This is a genomic window from Gardnerella bretellae, assembly GCF_048545135.1.
In the GTDB taxonomy this organism is placed as follows: Bacteria; Actinomycetota; Actinomycetes; order Actinomycetales; family Bifidobacteriaceae; genus Bifidobacterium; species Bifidobacterium greenwoodii.
Window position 1 is genome coordinate 61,739 of the sequence record NZ_JBKQXU010000002.1, and the last position, 23,270, is coordinate 85,008.

Genomic DNA, 23,270 nt, shown 5'->3' on the forward strand with positions numbered 1-23,270 from the left:
CGAATTTATTTGTGAATGTAAAAGTAACAGTTGGGTAATTAAAAAGGAGTAATAAAATTTATGTCGTTTAAAGCGGCAGCAAAGTCTAAAGAAGAAGCAAAGTCTAAAGAAGACATGGGGAAATCCTCAATAATTTCTAAATATTCTAGACTTTTTTCATTGAGCGGCGCTAAAGCGTTTTGCATTTCGGGGGCAATTGCGCGCTTGCCAATGTCAATGATCGGTTTGGGAATTGTTTTGGCATTAAACCATTTGTATAACAATTGGACTGTAGCTGGAGCAATGGCCGCATCCTACGTTCTTGCGCAGGCTGCAGTAACGCCAGTTTATGCAAAACTTTTTGACAGATTTGGTCAGCGAAAAGTTGGTGTTATTGCGCTTAGTGCACAGGTTATTGCAATGATTTCGTTTGCGTTTGCGGCCTTGTTTAGAGTTCCGCTAGCGCTTCTTTTTGTTCTTGCGATTGCGATGGGTGTGACGCAATTTGCTTTTGGAGCGTTGGTGCGTACTCGTTGGGCTTACACTCTGCGCGCGGAAGATGACGATTCTCTATTAAATGTTGCGTATGCGCTTGAGTCTGGAATTGATGAAATTGTGTTTATTCTAGGCCCTATTTTGGCCGCATGGCTGGCTACTTCTGTGCACCCAGTTTCGCAATTATTTGTGCCAGTTTTAGCGAGCGGACTGGGTGGAGCATGGTTCTTTTCGTTAAAAAATACTCAGCCTGCAGTGCTTAAAATCGTGGAAGTGCCAACGGCTGCAGCCGAAGATGTAGACGTTATGATTGCATCTCAAAAAGAAAGCGAAATCTCTGCAGCAGAATCAGAATCGCAAAAACAAAATCCTAAGCGCAAATTTATTGACAAATTTAGTCTTAAACAATTGCATAATCATCATGCGAAAAAGAGCGGCAAAAACGTGCTTTTATACCGTGGAATTATTCCTCTTGTGCTCATGTTTATTGTGTTCAACATGAGTTTTAGCGCGTTTGACGTGTCGGTGACGGCTGCAATGAAATCGCAAGGTCTTGATCATTTTATTGGCATGCAGCTTGCACTTTTTGCGTGCGGATCTCTTGTGGGCGCAATAATTTTCGGCTCGCACAAATTCCGCGGATCTAACTGGTCGCATCTTATTGTATTTTTGACGGTGCTGACTATTGGTTACGTGCTTATGAGCTTGAATATTGACAGGCTTATGCTTATGAGCGTTTTTGAGGTGCTTTCTGGACTTTGCGTATCGCCAATTTTCGCAACTGGAAATCTTATTGTGAAGGCAACTGTACCTGAAGAATCGCTTACGGAAGGTCTTTCGTGGCTGCCGACAGCTTCTGCGGTAGGAGCATCTCTTGGGTCGATGGCGGCAGGTACTGCAATTGACGCATGGGATTCGCACGGCGGAATGATGGTTCCGTGGATGTCTACTCTGGTTGCAATTCCTATAGCCGCGTTTGGTTGGTTTATTGTGGTTGTGCTTAAACGACCTAAAGCGTAAGTGTGAGTAGTTTATGTCGTTTTAAAAGCAAAAGCTGAGTTGAGTCCTAACGGTACACTAGGAAGAAGTGCGCAATAGCGCAAGATGTAGTGAGATGAATATGACAACTGAATTAAAAAAGAATACAGAAACCCGCAAAGAAAAGGGTAATTCCTCGCGTCGCAATGCAAATGCGCTGCCTCCTGTAGTGAACGATCAGCGTGAAGGAGCGCTTATTGCTCCACCAAAATATCGCAAAGGTTCAATGCGAATCGTACCTCTAGGCGGTTTGGGTGAAATCGGCCGAAATATGAACGTAATTGAATATAACGGCCACATACTTCTTATTGATTGCGGTGTGCTGTTTCCGGAAGAAGAGCAGCCTGGCGTTGATTTGATTTTGCCTGATTTCCACTATATTCAAGATCGTCTTGATAAGGTTGAAGCTTTAGTTTTGACGCACGGTCACGAAGATCATATTGGTGGCGTGCCGTATCTTCTTAAGATGCGACCGGATATTCCGCTGATTGGCTCTAAGCTTACTTTGGCTTTTGTTGAAGCAAAGTGCCAGGAGCATCATATTGAGCCGAAACTTACTCGCGTTGAAGGCCGCGATAAGATGAAAGTAGGTCCGTTTAATCTTGAGTTTATTACGGTGACTCACTCCATTCCGGATGCTCTTGCTGTTTGTGTTAAAACGCCTGCTGGAACTTTGATTGATACTGGCGACATTAAGCTAGATCAGCTTCCTCTTGACCATCGCATTACTGATTTAGTTGAGTTTGGTCGATTAGGCGAGCAGGGCATAGATTTACTTATGGCTGATTCTACAAACGCTGAAGTTCCAGGATTTGTGAAGCCTGAAACTTCGATTGGCCCGGCTTTGGATCGCGCTTTTGCTGAAGCTACGCGCAAGATTATTGTTGCCAGCTTCTCAAGCCACGTGCATCGCGTGCAGCAAGTGGTTGACGCAGCTCACAAGTTTGGCAGAAAAGTTGTGTTTGTTGGCCGCTCTATGGTTCGCAATATGTCTATTGCAGCAGACCTTGGTTACTTGCATATTCCTGAAAACACGGTTGTGGATTTAAAGCAGGCCAAGGATGTTCAAGACGACAAGCTTGTGTACATGTGCACCGGTTCTCAAGGAGAGCCAATGGCAGCTCTTGGGCGTATTGCGGATGGCAATCACCGAGATATTACTGTTAATGAGTTTGACACTGTTATTCTTGCAAGCTCGCTTATTCCAGGAAACGAGCACGAAGTTTATAAGGTTATTAACAAGCTTGTGCAGTTGGGTGCTCGCGTAATCAACAAAGATAACGCTGCAATTCACGTGTCTGGTCACTGCAACGAAGGTGAGTTGCTGTACTTGTACAACATTGTGAAACCAAAGTGCGCTATGCCAATTCACGGCGAGCATCGTCACTTGGTTGCAAACGGATTGATTGCTGTAAAAACTGGTGTTGATCCAAAGAATGTTGTTTTGGCAGAAGATGGTGACGTGGTTGATTTGTACCACGGAAACGCTGCAGTCGTTGGTTCTGTGCCTTGCGGATACGTTTATGTTGATGGCGATTCTGTGGGTGAGCTTACAGACGAGGAGCTTGAAAAGCGCAGGATTTTGGGCACAGAAGGCTTTGTGTCAAGCTTTGTTGTGGTTGATACCGCCAATGCGAATGTGGTTTCTGGTCCGAAGATCTTCTTGAACGCTGTTGCTGAAGACGAGGCTGATTTTGAGAAGGTTCGTCACCAAATTGTTGAGCAGTTGCAGGATGCGATGATGCGCGGTGAGCACGATACTTATAAGTTGCAGCAGATTATGCGACGCACTTTGGGTAGTTGGGTTGCTCGCGCTTTGCGCAGGAAGCCAATGCTTGTGCCGGTAGTTGCGGATATTGCAGAAAATAATCAAATATAATCAAAAATATCAAAAATAAAGAAAATATTCGCAATTATTTGTAAATAGCAGAAAATAATCGTAAATATAATCAAAAATAAGAAAAATATAAGGAAGGTATATATGCCAGGAGCAAATCTGACTCGTGTAGAAGCTAAAGAGCGTTTCGACGCTATCAAAATGCCAATTCATTACGATGTTGCGCTTGATTTAGGAAAGGGCGGCAGCGATTTTACTTCGCGCACGAAGATTGAGTTCGACGCTAAAGCTGGTAGCTCAAGCTTTCTCGATTTGATTGCAAACAGCGTAGAATCTGTGGTGTTAAACGGCACTTTTCTTGACGTTTCTAAAGTTTTTGCAGACAGCCGAATTGAGCTCGAAAATCTTCTTGAACACAATACTGTAGAAGTTGTAGCAAACTGCCAGTATTCCAACACGGGCGAAGGTTTGCACAGAAGCGTGGATCCTTCCGACGGAAACGTTTATTTGTATACTCAGTTCGAAGTGCCAGATGCTCGCCGCGTTTATGCTGTGTTTGATCAGCCAGATTTGAAGGCTGTTTTTGACTTTACGGTGGACGCTCCAGAGAGCTGGATTGTGACTTCCAATATGCCAGTTAAAAGCGAAACTGCGATTGAAGGACGCAAGACGGAAGATGGCACTTTGGAAAATGGCGCTGTAGAAGGCATGAAGCGTTGGGTATTCGAGTCAACTCCAAAAATGAGCTCCTACTTAACTGCTATCTGCGCAGGCCCTTACGCCGAGTGGCACACGTCTTACAACAATGAGGATGGTCGCGTAGTGCCAATGGCAATGTACTGCCGCCAGGCACTTAAAGACGCTTTTGCAAAAGACGTTGACTACTTGTTCGATATTACGAAGAAAGGCTTTGCTTTCTACGCTAAGACTTGGGGAGTGCCGTATCCGTACGCAAAGTACGATCAGATTTACGTGCCAGAATACAACGCTGGAGCTATGGAAAACATTGGTATGGTTACGATTCGCGACCAGTACGTGTTTGAATCCAAAGTTACGGACGCTTATGCTGAGCGCCGCGTTGTAACCGTTTTGCACGAGCTTGCGCACATGTGGTTCGGCGACTACGTAACAATGAAGTGGTGGAACGATCTTTGGCTTAACGAATCCTTCGCAGAATTCACTTCTACTCTTGCGACTGCTGAAGCAACGAAATGGCATGACGCTTGGAGTACTTTTAATTCCGGCGAAAAAAGCTGGGCGCTTAATCAAGATCAGCTTCCAACAACGCACCCAATCGTGGCTCCAATCAACGATTTGAACGACACTTCCGTCAACTTCGACGGCATCACCTACGCAAAGGGCGCTTCCGTTTTGAAGCAACTCGTAGCGTATGTTGGTCGCGAAAAGTTCTTTGAAGGAATTCACAACTACTTGAGCAAGCATGCATACAGCAACGCAACTTTGGCTGATTTGTTGCACGAGTTAGAGCTTACAAGCGGACGCGATTTGAAGGCTTGGAGTGCTCAATGGCTTGAAAAAGCTGGAATTAACACGATTTCTACGGAAGTTGAAGAGGCTGGCGACGGCACTATTGCTTCTTTGCGTTTGCGTCAGAGCGCTCCAGCTGAGCATCCTGTTCTTCGTGCACACCGTTTGGCTGTTGGATTCTACAATGTAGATGAAGCAACTGGCGAAATTAAGCGCACAAAGCGAATCGAACTTGACGTTGATGGCGAAGTGACGGAAGTTGTTGAGGCTCGCGGCGAAAAGATGCCAGCGCTTATTCTTGTAAACGACGACGATTTAACTTACACGAAGCTACGTTTTGACGCAAAGTCGCTTGAATTTGCTGCCGAAAACTTGTATCGTTTCAAGGATTCTTTGACTCGCTCGCTTATTTGGCTCGCATTGTGGGATATGACTCGCGACGCAGAATTCCCAGCAGAACGCTTTGTGGAACTCAGCCTTAAAGCTTTGGCAACTGAGCGCGAATCAACTACTTTCCGCTATGCTCTTGGTCAAGTAAAGGTAACTGCAAGCCACTACGTTGTCCCAGAGCGCCAAGCAGAAGTCGCAAAGCATGTTGCTCACGAATTGTGGCAGTTGGCTTTAGCGGCTTCTGCAGGTTCCGACGAGCAATTCCAGCTCGTTAAGGCTTATCTTGGATACGGCGAAGTTGGAGATACTGAGTTTGTGCGCGTAGCTAACGGATTGCTCGACGGTTCCGTGAGTTTGGAAGGCTTGGAAATCGACAACGACTTGCGCTGGAGCATTTTGATTGCGCTCGCAGGCGTAAACGCTTTGGACGAAGCTGGAATTGACGCTGAACTTCAAAAGCGTGACACGACTGAGAATCGTGAGTATGCATATCAGGCTCGTGCAGCTCGCTCAACTGCAGAAGCTAAGGATTGGGCTTTTGAACAGGCTTTGCGCAATCTTGATTTGACTAATATGCAGATGGGCGCTGTGGTTGCTGGATTTGCAAGCACAGCTAAAGGCGATTTGGTTAAGCCTTATGTTGAGCGCTACTTTGCTGAAGTTGAGTGGATTTGGAAGAATCGCACTTTCCATATGGCTGAGGCTTTGATTGAAGGCTTGTATCCTGTGTATGCACCGGTTGAGGAACTGGTTGAGCGCGGTGAAAAGTGGCTTGAGGAGCATAAGGATGCGGATCAGGCTTTGCGACGTATGGTGCTCGGCGGCCTAGATTCTTCTCGCCGCACGCTTAAAGTGCAGCGCTATAACGCTTCCTTGCGCTAAATTCGGACACTCGTGCAGTACGTTTTCTGCGTTAGTGTCTGATTTTGCTCATTTTGGGACACTCGTGCAGTTTTATTTATGCGCGAGTGTCTTTGTTTGGTGGTTTAACTCTCACTGGTTAGCTCGGTCAAAGCGCTAGCGCGTCATGTAATGCTACGAGTAAGATTGCAAGCAGTGTGTGACGCGCTAGTATGCAATGTTGTTTGCTTGCGCGCAGGATGAAGTGATTTTTGCGAAAGAGGCTTTATTATGCCAAGGATGTTTGGTACGGATGGCGTGCGTGGATTAGCAAATCGCGATTTAACAGCGCAACTTGCGTTAGATTTAGGTGACGCTGCAGTTCGAGTTTTGGGAGATAAGCATGCGCCGGTTTCGTCTAGTGCTACTGAAAGCGATACTTCATCTCACGCTCGTCGCCGCGCTCTTATTGGCAGAGATACGCGCGTTTCCGGAGATTTTCTAGCTTCTGCTCTTGCTGCTGGCATGAGCGCTGGCGGTTTTGATGTTATTGATGCCGGAATTATTCCAACTCCTGGCGTTGCGTTCTTAACTTCCGTACTAAACGTTGAAATGGGTGCTGTTATTTCCGCATCTCATAATCCCATGCCAGATAACGGCATTAAATTCTTTGCGCGCGGAGGCTTTAAGCTTCCAGATAGCAAGGAAGATGAGATTGAGGCTGTTCTTGGTCAAGATTGGGAGCGCCCAACAGGCGCTGGTGTTGGTCGAGTCAGCCACGATACTACTACCGCAACAAACCTTTATATTGATCACTTGGTTTCTGCTGTTGCGCCTTTAAGCAATGGTTCTACTACGCGTCCAAAGCCTCTTGCAGGTTTGCGTGTTGTGGCAGATTGTGCCAATGGCGCTACTTCCGTTGTGGCTCCTGAAGCTCTTCGCAGAGCAGGCGCGGAAGTAATCGTAATTAACGCTTCTCCTGACGGATACAATATTAACGATCACGCAGGTTCGACTCATCCCGAGCAGTTGCAAGCCATGGTTAAAGCTTCTAAGGCTGATTTAGGTGTTGCGTTTGACGGTGACGCCGACCGTTGCTTAGCTGTTGACGAGAACGGCAATATGGTTAATGGCGATCAGATTATGGGTATTCTTGCGCGCGCCAAGCAGGCTGAAGGTAAGCTGAATCACGATACGCTTGTTGTAACAGTAATGAGCAATCTCGGCTTAAAACTTGCTCTTAAAGATATGGGTATTGCAACCGTTCAAACAAATGTCGGCGATCGCTACGTTCTTGAAGAAATGCTTAAGCACGATTATTCGCTCGGTGGCGAGCAGTCTGGTCACGTTATTAATCGCGAATTTGCAACCACCGGCGATGGTACTCTTACGGCTTTAACTTTGTGCCGTGAAGTTGTGCGTTCGGGCAAGAAACTTTCGCAAATGGCTGCAGACTTCCCGCAGCTTCCGCAGGCTCTTGTAAACGTTCCAAATGTAGACAAAATGGCTTCCAAAACTAACGCTGCTGTTCTTGCGGCGGTGGAGAAAGAGTCGAAACTTCTTGGAGATACAGGTCGCGTTCTTCTTCGTCCTAGTGGTACTGAGCCGCTTGTGCGCGTTATGTGCGAGGCTGCAACTCAGGCTCAGGCAGATGAGGTTTGTGCTCGTCTTGCTCAAGTTGTGGTTGATAATCTGAAGTTATAAGTTTGCTTATTTTTTGCGTTTGCTATTTGCTCACATTCCACTCGGCTCTAGCAGTGCGCAAATAATTTTGATACACTTATATCTTTAGTGCTGCTTTCAAATTCTGCTCGCGGCATGTAAATTTTGTAGATTTTCGCGTTACTGTGCGCGTTACTTAAAACGGTGAAAAGGAGTCCTATGTTTACGCATCACGCAAGTGTCGATACTAAGCTCAGTCGCGCTGTTGAGCGCTTGCTTGATTCCGCTACAGAGGACGGTATTTTGCCGATTGTGCAAGCTGGTGAGCCAGTTCTTCGTCAGCGCACTGTTGCTTATGACGGCCAGCTTACACGTGCAACTCTTACTAAGCTAATTTCGTTAATGCACAGCACAATGTTGGAAGCTCCGGGAGTTGGTTTGGCTGCTCCACAGATTGGTTTAGGTCTTGCGATTGCCGTTATTGAAGATCATGTTCGTGACGATGAAGACGATCCTCGAGACATTGCAGAGCTTCCGTTTAGAGCTATTATTAACCCGCATTATGAGCCTATTGGTACTCAAACTCGCAGTTTTTACGAAGGCTGCTTAAGTGTTTCCGGCTATCAGGCTGTTCGTCAGCGTTGGCTTGACGTTCAGGCAACTTGGCAGGATGAGGACGGCAAACAACATTCCGAGCGTTTGCACGGTTGGCCTGCGCGTATTTTCCAGCATGAAACTGATCATCTTCGCGGCGAACTTTATATTGATCGTGCAGAAATGCGTTCGCTTTCTACCGACGAGAACCTTGAAGATTATTGGGCAGATGAAGCAGTTCCAGTAGCTGCCGCTCGCACGCTCGGTTTTGCAATCTGAATATTTTTTATTCTTTTATTCTTTTGTAATAGTCGTAGCTAGAATATCGTTTTTTATATTTTAGAAAATTATTTGCGATATTAAGTTTGTTCATTGCAATAGTGTAATAGAATATTTGTATGCGTTTTTACTTTTTAAGGTATGCGCGCGTGATTGTTACGTTATTAAAGAAGGATTGAAGAGTGAAAGTATGTAATAAATGCGGTACTCAAAATATTGATGCTGCAAAATTCTGCAAAGGATGCGGTAATAAATTAGAGGCATCGCAAGGTACGCCAGCTCAGCAAGGTGCAGGCATGCAGATGCCACAAGGTGCACAGATGCCTCAAGGTATGCGTCCAACTAATCAGCCAATGCGCGCACCTATGAATATGCCAAATAATATGCCGATGCAAGCTAGTATGAATGCGCAAATGCAGGCTCCTAATCAGCATCCTAATCAGGCTCCAATGCAGCAGCCAGCTCATGCTCCTATTAATGCTCCTATGCAAGCTCAAGAGCAGTATACTACGCAGTTCCCAGTGCAGCGTCCGATGCATGCTCCGACTCAGCCTAATCCAATGAGTGTTGATCAGACTCAGAAGTTTAATCAACCTAATAGTGAGCCTGCTTCTAACTTGCAAAATTTGGTTGCAGAATCTGAAAATAAGCTTGATAAGCCGATTGAAGAAACTAAGACTTTTGAGGAAGTTAAGCCGGTTGAAACTAAGCCGGTTGAAGATGTAAAACCAGAAGTTTCTGCTAAGCCGGAAGATTCTTCTAAGCCAAATGAGTCTGCTAAGGCGGATGTTAAACCAACGAACGAACAGCAAATTCATCAGCCTATGCCGGGTCAGCCTATGAATGGTAAGCCTGCACCTGAAAATCCTATGCATGGCAATCCTATGCCAGCAAATCCTATGCAGGGCCGACCAGCCCAGATGCCTGGCCAGCCTATGGGAAGACCGGGTCAGCCAATGCAAGCTCGTCCAGCAAATCCTATGCAGGGTCGTCCAATGCCTGGCCAACCAATGCCTGGCCAACCAATGCCTGGCCATCCTATGCAAGCAAATCCTATGCCGGGCCGTCCAGTCCAACCAATGCAGGGCCGTCCTGGTCAGCCTATGCAAGCTCGTCCAGGTAATCCTATGCAGGGTCGTCCAATGCCTGGCCAGCCAATGCCTGGTCGTCCAATGCCAGGTCAACCTATGCCACAACCTATGCCAGGGCATCCAATGCCGGGCCAATTTGGTTTCCCTGCAAATCAGCCGCATCAAGGACAAGAAATTAACTTCTTCGTTTGGGTTATGAATGTTTTGAAGAATCCTTCTCGCCAATACAATGTGTCTACTTTATATGCCGGTTGTGTTTTTGCTGTAAGCGCATTGCTGTCTGGCATTCAGTCCTATTTAACAGCGCACTATGGTGTGACTGCATTAAGTTCCTTGATTAGCTCAGGCGGCAATTTTGGAACTTCGTTTGCGCAGTCAGCAAGTTTTGCAAGCGGAATGCCTCCTATTTCCGTCTTCATTGCTCAGCTTGTGTCTTCGATTCTTTTCACATACATAACTTTCGCTGTTGCGATTATGGGTGCAAAAATGTTTGGAGACGAAATTCCTATTCCTATTTTGCATATGCAGTTTGCACACAAGATGATTCCTATAGTTGCAATTCAGATTTGCGCAGTGCTTCTAAGCGTTGTTACATTAGCAGTTCCTTCTATTTTTGTGCAGAGCTTTGCTTCAATTTTGTTGCTTCTGCTGCCGTTCTCGTTTGTAAGCCATTCGAGATACACGCGCAAGATGGACCGCGGATGGATGTGGATTATCTTCGTATTTACTGTGGTTGTTATTTTCGTTATTTTGTACGTAATGACTGCAGGAATAGTAGGAAGTATGATGTCTTAACGCTTTAGCTTAAGTAAAAAGCCGACCCCGCGAAATCGTAGGGCCGGCTTTTTGCATATAGAATTTATAAGTGTGCATATGTTATACTGGCATACTGTATGTTTTCATACTGTATACAATTATTTTTTCAATGAGGAAAGGTAGTCGATGACGTTTATCTCTCGTGCAATACGCTACATTCTGAGGAAACGAATAAAAACATTAATAGTTTTCATTATTCTATTTCTTATTTCAACATTATTATTTGCAATTTCTGCCGTTTCGAGTGCTGCTAATAAAGAGGGGCAAAAAGTTGAAGCTCAAGCGGAATCTAGTTTCGTACTTGCAAATAATCCGCAAGTAAATCCTGGAACTCCTAGAGGAGCTGGAACTGTAAAACCTAAAGATGTGCAAGCAATCGCAAAGTTGCAGGGAGTTTCCTCGTACGTAGTTCGCCAAAATGTAACAGCGGATTTAGTTAATGCTAAAGCTGCAAGAATCCCAGGCGTTCAGGATTATGATCAAAAGCGAGAGCAGCAGTTTGGAAATGCAGTTAACATTGAGGGCACTAATAATTCTAATGCTCTTAATGCGTTTAAAACAAAAGCAATAAACGTATCTAAAGGTAAGCATTTGCTCGCTGGCAATGTTCATGCATCTCTTATTCATGAAGATCTCGCTAAAGCTAATGGATTGAATGTAGGAGATACTCTTACGCTTCGCGCTAACCCTTACGATGCCGACAATATTAACCAATCGACCGCAACTGTAAAAACTCGTATTGTTGGAATTTATTCTGGAGCTAATAAGCGTCAAGTTGCAACTAGGGCGGAACTTACTGCCAATACTGTGTATACAGATTTGCAGACTACGCGCGAATTGTATAAATATAAGCCAGGAAAAGAAATATATCAGGATGCAAGTTTTAAGGTAAAGCGCGGTGAGGATGCAGATAATATTATTGCGCAGGCTGCTAAATTGCCTATTGATTTGCAAAATTATCAGCTAACTCGTGACGATCAGTTCGTTGCTGGCTTATTGAGAGTCGCCAAAGGCGTTCATTTAATGATGACTATTACGACGATTGCTGTAATATCTTTCGCTATTATTGTGCTTGGATTGGTGCTTTTGTTGTGGATGAATGAGCGGCGCCGTGAGATTGGTGTATTTACGGCGATTGGCAAAAGCAAGTTGTCTATAGCTGGTCAGTATGTTACTGAGATTTTGCTTATTGCAATACCTGCGCTAGTTGTTGGATACCTTTTTGCAAAAATCATAGCTCCATGGATGGGTACTGCTGCGCTCGGATCCGTAAAATCTGCAGCTGCTAATGATTTGAGCGCTATGGGCCAAGCTGGTGGGAATCTTGAATCAACGTTGGCAACCAGAACTTTGGACAAACTTATTGTGCAAGTAGACTTGCAATGCTTTGTTGGAGTTTCGGCAATAGTATGCGCGGTAGTTGTTGTTTCGGTAGTGCTGTCTTATTTGCCAATGATGTGCAAATCTCCTCGAGAACTGCTTGGATTGCAGAAGTAAAACTATTGCGTATTTCGTAGCAAGTTTTGGCAAGTTTTAGCAAAGTTTATAAAAGTTTATTTGGAGTGATTATGAGTGTTGATGTAATTTCTCTATGCTCTCGAGCATGGCTTGCAATATATCGCAAGCCTCGGCGCAACGCAATAATTGTGCTGATTATGACTCTTGTTTTAAGCGCGCTAGTTTCACAAGCTGGTATTAGTGCTTCTGTTGATGATGCCAGAAATCGTCTTCAATCCAGTATTGCTTTAGGCTTTACTGTACGAGCAAAAACTCGAGGTGAAACTCTTCCAGAGAAAAGTAATGCAAATTCTAATTCTGTTGCTACGTCTAATTCTCCAATTCCGCAAGATTTGGGCGCGAATGAAGGAATTGACTCTAGTCAAATTCGTAAATTTGCTGCGATTTCGGGCGTAAAAACTGTAGTGGAAGAGCGCGATGTTTTAGCTACGCCTGTTGGGAAGCAACTTGTGCTTACATTGCAAGGTCCAAGACTAGATGATGATGTTTTGGCTCATGCTGCAGGAATTACTGGTACAACGGATTCTCGATTATCTCAGGGTTTTCAAGAAGGATTGTACCGTTTAGTGCAGGGTGAGCATATTACTAATCGTTCTGCGGGTAGTGCAATAGTGCATCGCGATTTTGCTAAGAAGAATAATCTTAAGATTGGCTCTACTATAACTCTTAAGCAGGGGTTTAATGTAAAAGTTCGTGTTGTTGGCATTTTTGCTGGCAAATTGCAAACTAAGGGAGCACTTCCTTCGGATACTTCAGAAAATCGCATATTTACTGACTTAAGTTCGGCGTTGTCTTTAGCTGGCTCTGCTAAGCGAAGTGTTTTGCGCTGTGCTGTTGAGCGTTCTGATTCGTTAGCTAGCGCAATACGCGATGCTAAAAGTATTGCCGGCAAGTGGGCGGATGTAGAGCAGAATGCTTCGCAATTGTCTGGTGTAATAACTTCAGTTAATTCTGTGCAACAACTTGTGCGAATGATTTTTGTTGCGCTAAGTTTTGTTGGCGTTTTAGTGCTTGGGCTTGTACTAGTGTTCTGGGTTAGGGCGCGTATGCACGAGATTGGCGTACTTATGTCTATTGGATTGTCGAAAGCAGTAATAGTTAGCCAATTGCTTGTTGAAATAGTGATACTCAATATTGTGTCATTTGTTATTTCTCTGGGATTGGGTGCTGCTTTTTCTGGCGTTATTGGTTCTGCGATTTTGCATAGTGTAAATTCGTCATTTATTGCGGATGGTGTTCCAGTATTGCCATTGACTCAAACATTTACTGCTTTTGTTATTGGTTTGTTTATTTCAATAGTGGCGTTAATTATTTCTGTAATACCTATGTTTATAAAGAAGCCTCGGCAAATACTAAGTGCTATGAGTTAGCAGAAATGTAGTTGCGTATGCGAATTTTCTACTAAAAGCGCAATCGCATAAATTAAACAAATCGTATAAATCGTATTTAAATTATGTAAAAATAAGGAGCTTATTATGTCGGATTTATTGCAATTAAAAAATGTGAAGTACACTTACGGACCTGCAAATATTGCTGTATTAAATGACGTTAATGCGGAGTTCGAAACTGGCAAAATGTACAGCATTATGGGAGCTTCTGGAGCTGGAAAGTCTACTATTCTTTCGCTTTTAGCTGGATTAGATACTCCGTATAGTGGAGAAGTGCTTTTTAACGGTGAAAATATTGCAAAGACAGGGTATTGTGAGCATCGTAAAAAGCATATCTCGCTTGTTTTTCAAAATTTTAATCTTATTGATTATTTGACACCATTAGAAAATTTGCGATTAGTAAATTCGCGTGCGGACGCTCAAGTACTAGTAGATCTTGGGTTGACTGAGGAAGAAATAAATCGCAATATTACGCAACTTTCCGGCGGTCAGCAGCAGCGCGTTGCAATTGGGCGAGCTTTGGTATCTTCTGCGCCGGTAATTTTGGCTGATGAGCCTACGGGCAGCCTTGACCCTGCCACGACTAAAGAAGTTATTTCAATATTAAAGAATCTTGCTAGCGAGCATGGCAAATGTGTGATTGTTGTTACGCACGATTCGAAAGTTGCGTCTGAAGCTGATGTGAAATACGTGCTAGAAAATAAGAAGCTGACGCAGCAATCTGCTTGATCGCCAAAGCAGGCGTCGCGCAAAAAAGCCGACCCCGCGAAATCGTAGGGCCGGCTTTTCGTTATAGTAGCTTAGCTTATCTTAACTTAGCTGCAAATCAGATGTGGAAGTAAAGCTCATACTCCAAAGGCGTTGGAGCTAAGCGAGCCATATCCATTTCACCATGCTTCAAATCAAGCCAAGTATCAATCAAATCGCTTGTGAAAACATCTCCTTGCATAAGGAAGTCGTGATCTTCTTCCAAAGCCTGCAAAGCCTCACCAAGCGAAGAAGGAACCTGCTTAATTCCGTCATGTTCTTCTGGAGGAAGCTCATACAAATCCTTATCAACAGGGGCAGGAGGCTCAATGTGGTTCATAATGCCATCCAAGCCTGCCATCAGCTGAGCGGAGAATGCCAAGAATGGGTTGCAAGAAGGATCCGGAGCGCGGAACTCAATACGCTTAGCAGCAGGAGCATCTCCAGCAAGAGGAATACGAATAGCTGCAGAACGGTTACGAGCAGAGTAAACCAAGTTGACTGGAGCTTCGTAGCCTGGAACAAGGCGATGGTAAGAGTTAAGCGAAGGATTAGTAAAAGCAAGCACAGAAGAAGCGTGCTTAATCAAGCCGCCAATGTACCAGCGTGCAATATCAGAAAGCTGAGCATAACCAGTTTCTGCATAGAACAATGGCTTGCCATCCTTCCAAAGCGACTGATGGCAGTGCATACCAGTGCCGTTATCTCCAGCAATTGGCTTAGGCATAAAGGTTGCAGCCTTGCCTGCCAAAGCAGCGGTTTCGTGAACCACATACTTGTACTTCATCAAGTCGTCGCCAGCGTGAACAAGCGTATTGTAACGGTAGTTGATTTCCTGCTGACCTGCGCCGCCAACTTCGTGGTGAGAGCGCTCAAGAATCAAACCGACCTTTTGCAAGTTATAAACCATGTCATCGCGCAAATCCTGATTGTGATCTACTGGTGGCACAGGGAAGTAGCCGTGCTTTACGCGATTCTTAAAACCAATGTTGTTGCTGCCATCGTCTTCGGTATCAATTCCCGAATTCCAAGGAGCTTCGTTGGAGTCCACCTCGTAGAAGGAACGCTGCATGTCGTTTGCAAAACGAACCTTGTCGAAAATAAAGAACTCTGCTTCCGGTGCAAAGCTTGCGGTATCTGCAATTCCGGTAGCCTTCAAATAAGCTTCAGCTTTAATAGCAACCTGACGAGGATCCCTAGAATAAGGCTCGTCTGTTACAGGATCGACAATCGAAAAAGCAACGTTCAAAGTCTTATGCTTGCGGAATGGATCAATGTAGGCAGTATCAACATCCGGAATAAGCTTCATATCGGATTCGTTAATAGCTTGGAAGCCCTGCATTGAGGAGCCGTCGAAAGCCATTCCATCAGTAAATGCGCTGTGCAAGAACTCGTCGGCTGGAACTGTAAAATGCTGCTGCACGCCAATCAAATCAGTAAATCGCACAGAAACATACTCGATGCCTTCCTTTTCAATAAGGGCTGCTGCATCTTCTTTCGTTTGCAAAGTGGTCATGGAAACACATTCCTTTCTTAAAACTCATTAACGAGTTTAGAACTTTAGATTTATTTTTGGATTTCAGCGACTCGACTATCTCGTTACGTTTGTGTTACATGCTGTTGTTTTTATGTACGCGCCGTTACATGCCGTAAATACTGTTCATCAGTTCGCACAAGTACAATAGTGCGTATGACGTATCAAGAGCCGCAATCGCAGTCGCAATCGCAATCTCAGTCGCCGCGTGAGCATGCAATGCATAATCCAAGTGAGCATAGCGGGAATAAGTTAGATTTAGCTTCGCTTTTCCCTGCAAAGGGTGACGATAGGCGTCCGCCAGACTGGCTTGGCCGCGCGCTTATTTACGTTGCAATTGTTGCTTTTGTGTCTATTTTCTTATGGTTTGCATGGGGAAGCATTTCCTTCATTGTTTTCGACGTTATTATTTCGATTTTTATAGCGCTCGCAATGGAGCCTCTTGTAATCAAATTAGTTAGGCATGGTTGGCGTCGTGGTGTTGCTTCCGGTTTTACGCTAACAGGTCTTCTTGCTATTATTGGCTTACTTTTGGGCTTGTTTGGTAATTTGTTTGCTCAGCAGGCTGTTTCTATGGCTTTGGGTTTGCCAGATTTATACAATCAGTTTGCTGGATTTGTGCTTCATTCCACTGGTTTTAGAATGCCGAATATTGAGCAGCTTGGTATGGAAATTTTGAAGCATGTGCAGACTTCTTGGGTTGTTGATTTTGCTGGTCAAGCTTTGAATACCACTTGGGGTGTGCTTACCTTCTTGCTTGATTTGCTCACAATTCTTATGGTGACTTATTACATTTCTGCAGCCGGCCCTAAAATGCGCAGAAGCATGTGCCGCTGGATGAATCCTCAGTCTCAGCGCAGATTCCTATTTATTTGGTCGGTTGTGCAGGAGCAGATTTCCAGCTTCCTGTTTTCGCGAATTATTTTAGCCGCAATCAACGCAGCTGGAACCGCAATTTTCCTCGTAATAATGGGCGTTCCTTACTGGCTGCCTTTGTCTTTGTTCTGCGGAATTGTTTCGCAATTTGTACCAACTGTTGGTACTTATCTTGGTGGTGCTTTGCCGATTCTTTTTGCTTGGGGTTCTAAAGGTTTTGGTGCAGCTCTTGCAACGTTAATTTTTATTACGATTTATCAGCAGATTGAAAATATGGTGATTTCTCCTAAGATTTCCGAAAAAACTATGGATTTGAATCCTGCTGTTGCGTTTCTTTCTGTTCTTATATTGGGCGCTGTTTTTGGTGCTCTTGGAGCGTTCTTGGCTTTGCCGGTTACTGCAAGTTTGCAGGCGATTTTTAAGGTTTGCACGAAGCAGTATCATTTGGTTTCTTCGCCTCTTATGGACGATCCAAAGCCTGAGCATAAGTCGATTATGGTAAGGTGCTTTGAATCTATTAGACGCAACTTTATGAAGCCTGTAAGCGATAGTGTTCAGCGTGTTATGAAGGGCACAAGTTCGCGCGTTTCTATGAATGAAGATATTTTGTACTGGTACAAGCAAGCGTATGTTTCTGATTCGGAAGATGTGAATGACGATAACGCAACTTCTTCTGATTCGGATCAGCTTGATGCGTTAGAAACGATGCCGATTTCGCGCGAAATATTAGATCAAGTAAATAAAGATGTTGCTTTGAATAGTAGGAAGCGCGTGAATCACAAGAAACGAGCTGGTAGCCAGCAGCGTGCTAGTAGCGAAAAAAATACTAAAAACATAAAAAATAACGTAAAAAATAATCCACGGAGCGGTTGGAAGCAATGATTTTTCTATCAATATTTGACGTATTAGTAATAATTATCGGCATAAGCAGCGTTGTTTACCAGGGTGTGTGTGCTGTGGCGTCGCTATTTGCTAAGCCTATTGTTTTTCCAGACGCTCCAATGGATAAGCATTACGCAGTTCTTATTTCTGCCCGAAATGAGGAAGCTGTAATAGGAAATCTTATTCACTGTATTCAAACGCAAACCTACCCGCATAATCTAATTGATATTTGGCTTGTGGCCGACAATTGCACAGACGAAACCGCTAAAGTTGGGCGAGATGCCGGCTGCAATGTAATCGAGCGCTTCGATAAAGAGCATATTGGCAAGGGTTTTGCGCTCAGCTATTTGCTTGACCACATTATGAAAATTGGTGCGGATAAGATTTACGACGCGTATTTTGTTTTTGATGCGGACAATAAGCTAGATCCTCACTATTTTGAGGAGATGAACAAAGGCTTCCACGCTGGCTACCAGATTTTAACCAGCTACCGAAATTCCGTAAATCTTTCCGACAACTGGGTTTCTTCCGGATCTGCGCTTTGGTTTATTCGAGAGTCGCGCTTTACTAACAATTCGCGCATGCTTTTTGGATCAAGCTGTCACGCAGGTGGCACCGGCTTCATGTTCTCGCGTGAAATTATGCACAGAAATCGCGGATGGAAATTCCATCTTCTTACCGAAGATCTTGAGTTTACAATGGATTCAATTCTTCACGGAGACAAGGTTGGCTACTGCGGTTCTGCTGTGCTTTACGACGAGCAGCCAGTGTCGTTTAGGCAAAGTTGGAGACAGCGCCTTCGCTGGAGTAAAGGCTTTTTGCAAGTCTTCCGCTACTATGGAGCAGCTCTTATTCGCCACGGTATTCGAGAGCGTGATTTTTCTTCCGTTGACTTTACTCTTATGCTTTGCCCGTTTATGGTGTTGGCGATTGTGCGATTAATTTTGGGATTCGTGTTTGCTGCCTTCGGCTTCGTAACGTGGACGAGTCAAATAGAGTCTTCGCTAAACCTTATAACCACTACTGTTACAAGCGTTTTTGGAATGATGGTGTTCGTGTCGCTCACTATTTTAGTTGAGCACGATAAGCTTGGGGCCACGAATAAGGAGCTGTTTGCGTATGCTCTTAGCTTCCCGATTTTTATGCTTTCGTACGTGCCGATTGCGTTCCAAGCTATTTTCTCCAAGAGCGAGTGGAAGCCGATTCAGCACACCGGTCACTGAGCGAAAGAATCAAATTCTCTAGTGTGGCGCGAGTTTCTTGCTTGCTGTGGCGCGATTGCGCAAAAATTGCGAGTGTGAGATAATAGAAGTCCTGGTGTAAACGTGCGATTACGCAATTAATGTGGCGCAATGCGTGCGTTTATCTGTATCTTGCGAGGTTTCTATGGTAGATTCTGTTCCTTATGCAAATCCTGATGGCAGTGCTTCAGAAAGTGCTTCTGCTGGTAGCATTCCAGTTTTTGGCGCAAACACTTACGCCGCTGACAGCGAAGAAGTTCCAGCGGTTTCTATTCGCGGATTTGTTAAGACTTTTGGCAAGAAAGTTGCTGTAGATAATCTTTCGTTGAGCATTCCAGCAGGCTCTTTCTATGGATTAGTAGGCCCTAATGGTGCTGGCAAAACCACTACGATTAAAATGCTTACAGGCTTGCTTATGCCAGATGCTGGCTCGGCTTCGATTTTTGGCAACGATGTTTGGAGTGATGTAAATAGCGCTAAGCGCGCAATCGGTTTAATGCCTCAAGCAGACGAGATTTTTAAGACGATTACCGGACTTCAGCTTTTAACATACGCTGGCATGCTTCGCGATATGAGCCGCGCAGAATCCGTAAAGCGCGCAAACGACTTGCTTTCTGCTTTCGACTTAACAGAAGCTGCAAACACTATGGTTTCTGACTATTCAACTGGTATGACTAAGAAGATTTGCCTTGCAACAGCTATGATTCATAGCCCTCGCGTGCTCGTGCTCGATGAGCCTTTTGAGGCAGTGGACCCTGTTTCTAGCGCAAATTTGAAGGATATTCTCGCCGAGTATGTTTCTACTGGCGGCACGGTGATTATTTCTTCGCACGTTATGGAATTGGTTGAAAAAATGTGCTCGCACGTGGCGATTATTAACGAAGGTCATGTTGCAGCTGCTGGCACTCTTGAAGAGGTGGCTCAAGGCAAGAATCTTGAAGATCGCTTTATGGAGCTTGTTGGCGGACGTCACGCTGCTGCGCGCATCGACTGGCTTAACGGCGGCAATAGCGCAACACCAATCGCAAGTAATTACAACGCGTGAGCGAAAGGCGGTAAGTAATCATGTCTATGATTTTTACAATGGTTCGCCTTCGCTGGGCGCTTACTTTTTCTGTTATGCGAAAGTCGATTTGGCAAAAAATCGGCTTTGGTATAGCAATTGTTTTTGGACTTGCGCTTATATGCGCTCTTGGCTTTGCTGGCTGGGAAGCAGGAAAGTATCTTGATCCAGGCATGCTTCCAGATACTAAAAATTGGCAGGAATTCCAAGCTCTTCCAATAATGGTTGCGTCTATTGTGTCAATTTTTACGCTTTTTATAAACCTGTTTATGTTTGGAAGTGACACAACACTAAAGTCGCGTAGTTTTGCGCTTTACGGTATTCCTTACGTAAAGCAGCAAGCTGGTATGCTTCTTGGCTCTCTTTTTGGAGCGCTTTCTATAAGCAGCACAATCGCGCTTGTTTTGTGGTCTTTAGCGTACCGAAGCTTTGGAATTGTGCCGGTTTTAGTCAGCGTAATTGCGGCTCCGCTTTACGTTGCAACAATCGTGTCTTTAAGCAAAATGCTTATTGAACTTTTAGACACTATTTTAATAAACAAGCATTCAAGAAACATTTTTTACTTTGCTATTTTTATAGCGTACATGATTTTTGTTGCATCAATGAACGGGCATGGTAGTTCACCAAATAAAATTTTGATCAGCTCAAGTTTGTGCTCTGTATCTGCTTTTACGCCATTAAGTGCAGCTATGGCTTTGCCGCTCGATGTTATTAATGGAAATTGGCTTGCCCTTGCTACTCGCTTCCTTATTTGCGTTGTAACAATTGCTGTTTGCTTTGCAATCTCTGTATTTTGTGCAAAATTAGAACCTAAGCTACTGCGCAGTGAACAAAAAACAGTTGTTAAAACTAAGGGAATTGGCTTATTTGCAGCAGTTCCAGACAACACAGTCGGTGCGATTATTGCACGAATTATTAGCGTTATGAGAAGAGATATGCGCCAGCTATTTTTACTTCTGATGCCTCTTTTTATGCTGATAGTTCCAACTGCAAGTGTTGCTGGTGGCATAGGCTTTGAGAGTTTGGCAGATGGTTTAGGCGTATCTGGCTGGCTTATGTATGCTGCTTTGATGATTGGCATGGTTGTTGGGAACAATATTGCATACGATGGCACAGCTTTTACTATGCACGCGATTATTGGCGTAAAAGGCGTGAACGATCGATTAGCGCATTCAATAGTTTGGTCCGTGATTTGCGTTGTGTATTTTGTTCTTCTTGGAGTAGGATTTTACGTTTTCCTTTTCCTTGTAGCAAATATTCAACAAAGTGTAAATGCGTTTATGTTCCAGATTCTTTCTCCAATCGGAGTAGCTTTTGCTTCCATAGGTATTGGCTCAGTTTCTTCGTGCATTGCAATGTACCCTGTGGCATCAATTGAAAAGCCATTTTCTAGGCCGCAAGGTTCTGCAGGCGCTAGATCCTTTGCTCCAATAGGTTTTACGCTTCTTGCTGCAGTATGCATGATTCCATCTATTGCTTTGGCTATGGCATTTTTGGCTATTAACGCGAATCTTTTGTGGATTGCAAGCATTTTGTTTGTAGTAAACGGCTTGATTGTGCTGGTTGTTGGCGTAATTCTTGGTGGCAAAGTAATGGATAAGCGCATGATTCGCATTGTAGAAAACTTGCGCAGATTCGCTTCGATTACTGCGTAATTTACGCACGCTTTGTTGCAAGCGCAATGTATAGTTAAGCGCGGTATTTGCAATCGATTTAAAGGTGTGCTCGCATGGAAAGTGGTAAAGGCTCAAACGATGCCTTAAATACTCTTAATGCGAGTGCACCAAAATCGAGCGATTCTTTAGAACAAATCGATTCTAAAAAACCAAGCAAATACGCTGCTATGGTTTTAAGAAGCCAGTATCCATCTCGTTGGCGTTTTCTTATTGCAAGTTTGTCTGCAATACTTAGCCTTGTGATTATGGTTACGTATGTTTCGCTTGACGTATGCGATATTTTGCCAGGTCCGTTAACTTTGCGCTTGCAACACAAATCAACTGTTGTGTCTTCTCCGCGCGCTTTGCTTAGTGTTCCTTCTTTAGCAAAAGGTGCAACTTACGGAAAGCCTATTAATCGCGAGCAATCTCAGAAGCTTATTGATGCTTTAATTGCTGATCCTTCAATAAGTGATAATACTTCTGTAGTAATCATGGATGCTAATGGAAGTGTGGTTGCTTCTCACGAAGCGAATACTCCTCGAGAACCTGCGTCAACTCTTAAAACCCTAACTGCAGCCGTTGCTTCAAGAACTTTGGATATGGGTTCAACTCTTGATACTCAAGTATTTTTGCTGCCTAAATCAGCTAAAGATTCTGAGCAATCTTCCGGCTCAAAGTCAGTCTCAAAGTCAGGCTCAAACTTACGTAAAATTGTGCTTCGCGGCAATGGTGATATGCTTCTTGGGGTTGGTGAAAACGATTGGTCTCATGTAAACGGTAGGGCTGGTTTAACAACTTTAGCTAAAAGAACTGCAGCCGCCTTAAAGCTCGATAATATTCACGAAGTTTCTCTTTCGCTTGATGATTCGCTTTTTGGTGCAAAGCGCGCTCCTGCTCTTGTTTATGAAACGGATACTGAGCGCCGTTTTTATGCCGAAACTTCGTCTATGGCTATTGATGATGCGCGTCAGCGTGATCTTCAAATTCTTGGTATTGATGCCGATGCAATAACAGATTTTCCGCTTTCGGATCCTCATCCTGCTTTAAGCGTAGGCCAAGTTTTTGCAAGGTTGCTTATTAAGCAAGGAATTGAAGTACGAAATTATTCCGATAAAACAGATAAAAAAGCGGAAAATTCTACTGAAAACTCCTTGGATAGTAGCAAAAATTCCGAAGATGAAAATAAGTCGGAAGATTCTCAAAATCCTGAAATTGAAGTAAGTGAAACACGCCCGCTAATATCCGAAAATTCGCGTCTTCTTGCGCAAGTTTCTTCAGCGCCTCTTAATGAAGTTATGTCTTATATGCTTCGACTTTCAGATAACACGTTGGCGGAAGAATTTGGCCGTTTAACTGCTATTGCGGCTCATAAAAGCAATTCTCCGAAAGGTGCGGTTCAAGCGGTAGAAGAAGGCTTGCGTAAGCTTAAAATCAGCACGCGCGGATTGAATATGTCTGATTGTTCGGGATTATCTCCAAAATCTCATGTTCTTGTTACAACTTTGGCAAAAGTTCAGGTGCTAAATATTAATGCAGATTCTGGGGGAGCTGCTTCTTCTGAAGGATTGTCCTTGCCGGGCTTAGTTGGCACTTCTCGAAAGCGTTTGGCGGATGAGTCCGCTGCGGGACTTTTGCGCGTAAAAACCGGTTCCTTAAGCGAAGTAAGTTCCATGTCTGGAAACGTATCTCGAAAAAGCGGTGGCGTTTTAACTTTCGCTGTTGTTGCAAATCAACCCTACGATTTTTGGGGAGCTTTTGTTGCGATTAACAAGTTCATGGCTCAGCTTCCAAACCTCTAATATTTAATATTTTGCTTGGTGATTTTCTGCTACTAATCGCGCTACACTAGACGAT

Annotated in this window: 15 protein-coding genes; 14 read left to right on the forward strand and 1 reads right to left on the reverse strand. The window is 44.2% G+C overall.

Going from position 1 to position 23,270, the window contains the following annotated elements; all coding sequences use genetic code 11:
• The first annotated feature begins 60 nt into the window (after nt 1–60).
• The 9 genes from ACJV7B_RS01715 to ACJV7B_RS01755 all read left to right on the forward strand — a co-directional run bounded on the left by ACJV7B_RS01715 (nt 61) and on the right by ACJV7B_RS01755 (nt 14,144).
• Entirely contained in the window at nt 61–1,494 is a 1,434-nt protein-coding gene (locus tag ACJV7B_RS01715; RefSeq protein WP_374043010.1) for an MFS transporter, read from the forward strand.
• 100 nt (nt 1,495–1,594) lie between these two features.
• Entirely contained in the window at nt 1,595–3,391 is a 1,797-nt protein-coding gene (locus ACJV7B_RS01720) for a ribonuclease J (RefSeq protein ID WP_004133687.1), read from the forward strand.
• Between the two features lie 102 nt (nt 3,392–3,493).
• Nucleotides 3,494–6,109 (forward strand): aminopeptidase N, encoded by a 2,616-nt coding sequence (gene pepN / locus ACJV7B_RS01725; protein ID WP_419388826.1) that lies wholly within the window; start codon nt 3,494–3,496, stop codon nt 6,107–6,109.
• 249 nt (nt 6,110–6,358) lie between these two features.
• On the forward strand, nt 6,359–7,771 hold the full coding sequence (glmM, locus tag ACJV7B_RS01730) for a phosphoglucosamine mutase (RefSeq protein WP_415699976.1): 1,413 nt from the start codon (nt 6,359–6,361) through the stop codon (nt 7,769–7,771).
• Nucleotides 7,772–7,948: 177 nt separating this feature from the next.
• Nucleotides 7,949–8,602 (forward strand): peptide deformylase, encoded by a 654-nt coding sequence (locus ACJV7B_RS01735; protein ID WP_004127356.1) that lies wholly within the window; start codon nt 7,949–7,951, stop codon nt 8,600–8,602.
• 182 nt (nt 8,603–8,784) lie between these two features.
• Nucleotides 8,785–10,488, forward strand: coding sequence for a hypothetical protein (locus ACJV7B_RS01740; protein WP_419388827.1), 1,704 nt, complete (start codon nt 8,785–8,787; stop codon nt 10,486–10,488).
• A 147-nt stretch (nt 10,489–10,635) separates the two neighbouring features.
• Nucleotides 10,636–12,006: an ABC transporter permease gene (locus ACJV7B_RS01745; protein WP_419388828.1), complete on the forward strand. Its 1,371-nt coding sequence runs from the start codon at nt 10,636–10,638 to the stop codon at nt 12,004–12,006.
• Between the two features lie 71 nt (nt 12,007–12,077).
• Nucleotides 12,078–13,397 (forward strand): ABC transporter permease, encoded by a 1,320-nt coding sequence (locus ACJV7B_RS01750; protein ID WP_419388829.1) that lies wholly within the window; start codon nt 12,078–12,080, stop codon nt 13,395–13,397.
• Between the two features lie 105 nt (nt 13,398–13,502).
• Nucleotides 13,503–14,144: an ABC transporter ATP-binding protein gene (locus tag ACJV7B_RS01755; RefSeq protein WP_119520836.1), complete on the forward strand. Its 642-nt coding sequence runs from the start codon at nt 13,503–13,505 to the stop codon at nt 14,142–14,144.
• Nucleotides 14,145–14,241: 97 nt separating this feature from the next.
• On the opposite strand, the gene glnA is transcribed toward ACJV7B_RS01755, so the two are convergent.
• Nucleotides 14,242–15,678: a type I glutamate--ammonia ligase gene (gene glnA / locus ACJV7B_RS01760; protein ID WP_004127691.1), complete on the reverse strand. Its 1,437-nt coding sequence runs from the start codon at nt 15,676–15,678 to the stop codon at nt 14,242–14,244.
• 237 nt (nt 15,679–15,915) lie between these two features.
• Here glnA and ACJV7B_RS01765 point away from each other — a divergent pair, with 237 nt between their 5' ends.
• The 5 genes from ACJV7B_RS01765 to ACJV7B_RS01785 all read left to right on the forward strand — a co-directional run bounded on the left by ACJV7B_RS01765 (nt 15,916) and on the right by ACJV7B_RS01785 (nt 23,215).
• Nucleotides 15,916–17,454, forward strand: a complete 1,539-nt coding sequence (locus ACJV7B_RS01765) for an AI-2E family transporter (protein ID WP_419388915.1) — start codon at nt 15,916–15,918, stop codon at nt 17,452–17,454.
• Nucleotides 17,451–18,677: a glycosyltransferase family 2 protein gene (locus ACJV7B_RS01770; RefSeq protein WP_419388830.1), complete on the forward strand. Its 1,227-nt coding sequence runs from the start codon at nt 17,451–17,453 to the stop codon at nt 18,675–18,677. The genes ACJV7B_RS01765 and ACJV7B_RS01770 overlap by 4 nt, the downstream gene beginning before the upstream one ends.
• 163 nt (nt 18,678–18,840) lie before the next feature.
• Nucleotides 18,841–19,740: an ABC transporter ATP-binding protein gene (locus tag ACJV7B_RS01775; RefSeq protein WP_419388916.1), complete on the forward strand. Its 900-nt coding sequence runs from the start codon at nt 18,841–18,843 to the stop codon at nt 19,738–19,740.
• Between the two features lie 20 nt (nt 19,741–19,760).
• Complete coding sequence (locus ACJV7B_RS01780) at nt 19,761–21,413, forward strand: hypothetical protein (protein ID WP_419388831.1); 1,653 nt, start codon at nt 19,761–19,763, stop codon at nt 21,411–21,413.
• Nucleotides 21,414–21,487: 74 nt separating this feature from the next.
• Nucleotides 21,488–23,215: a D-alanyl-D-alanine carboxypeptidase gene (locus ACJV7B_RS01785; RefSeq protein WP_419388832.1), complete on the forward strand. Its 1,728-nt coding sequence runs from the start codon at nt 21,488–21,490 to the stop codon at nt 23,213–23,215.
• The last annotated feature ends 55 nt before the right edge of the window (nt 23,216–23,270 follow it).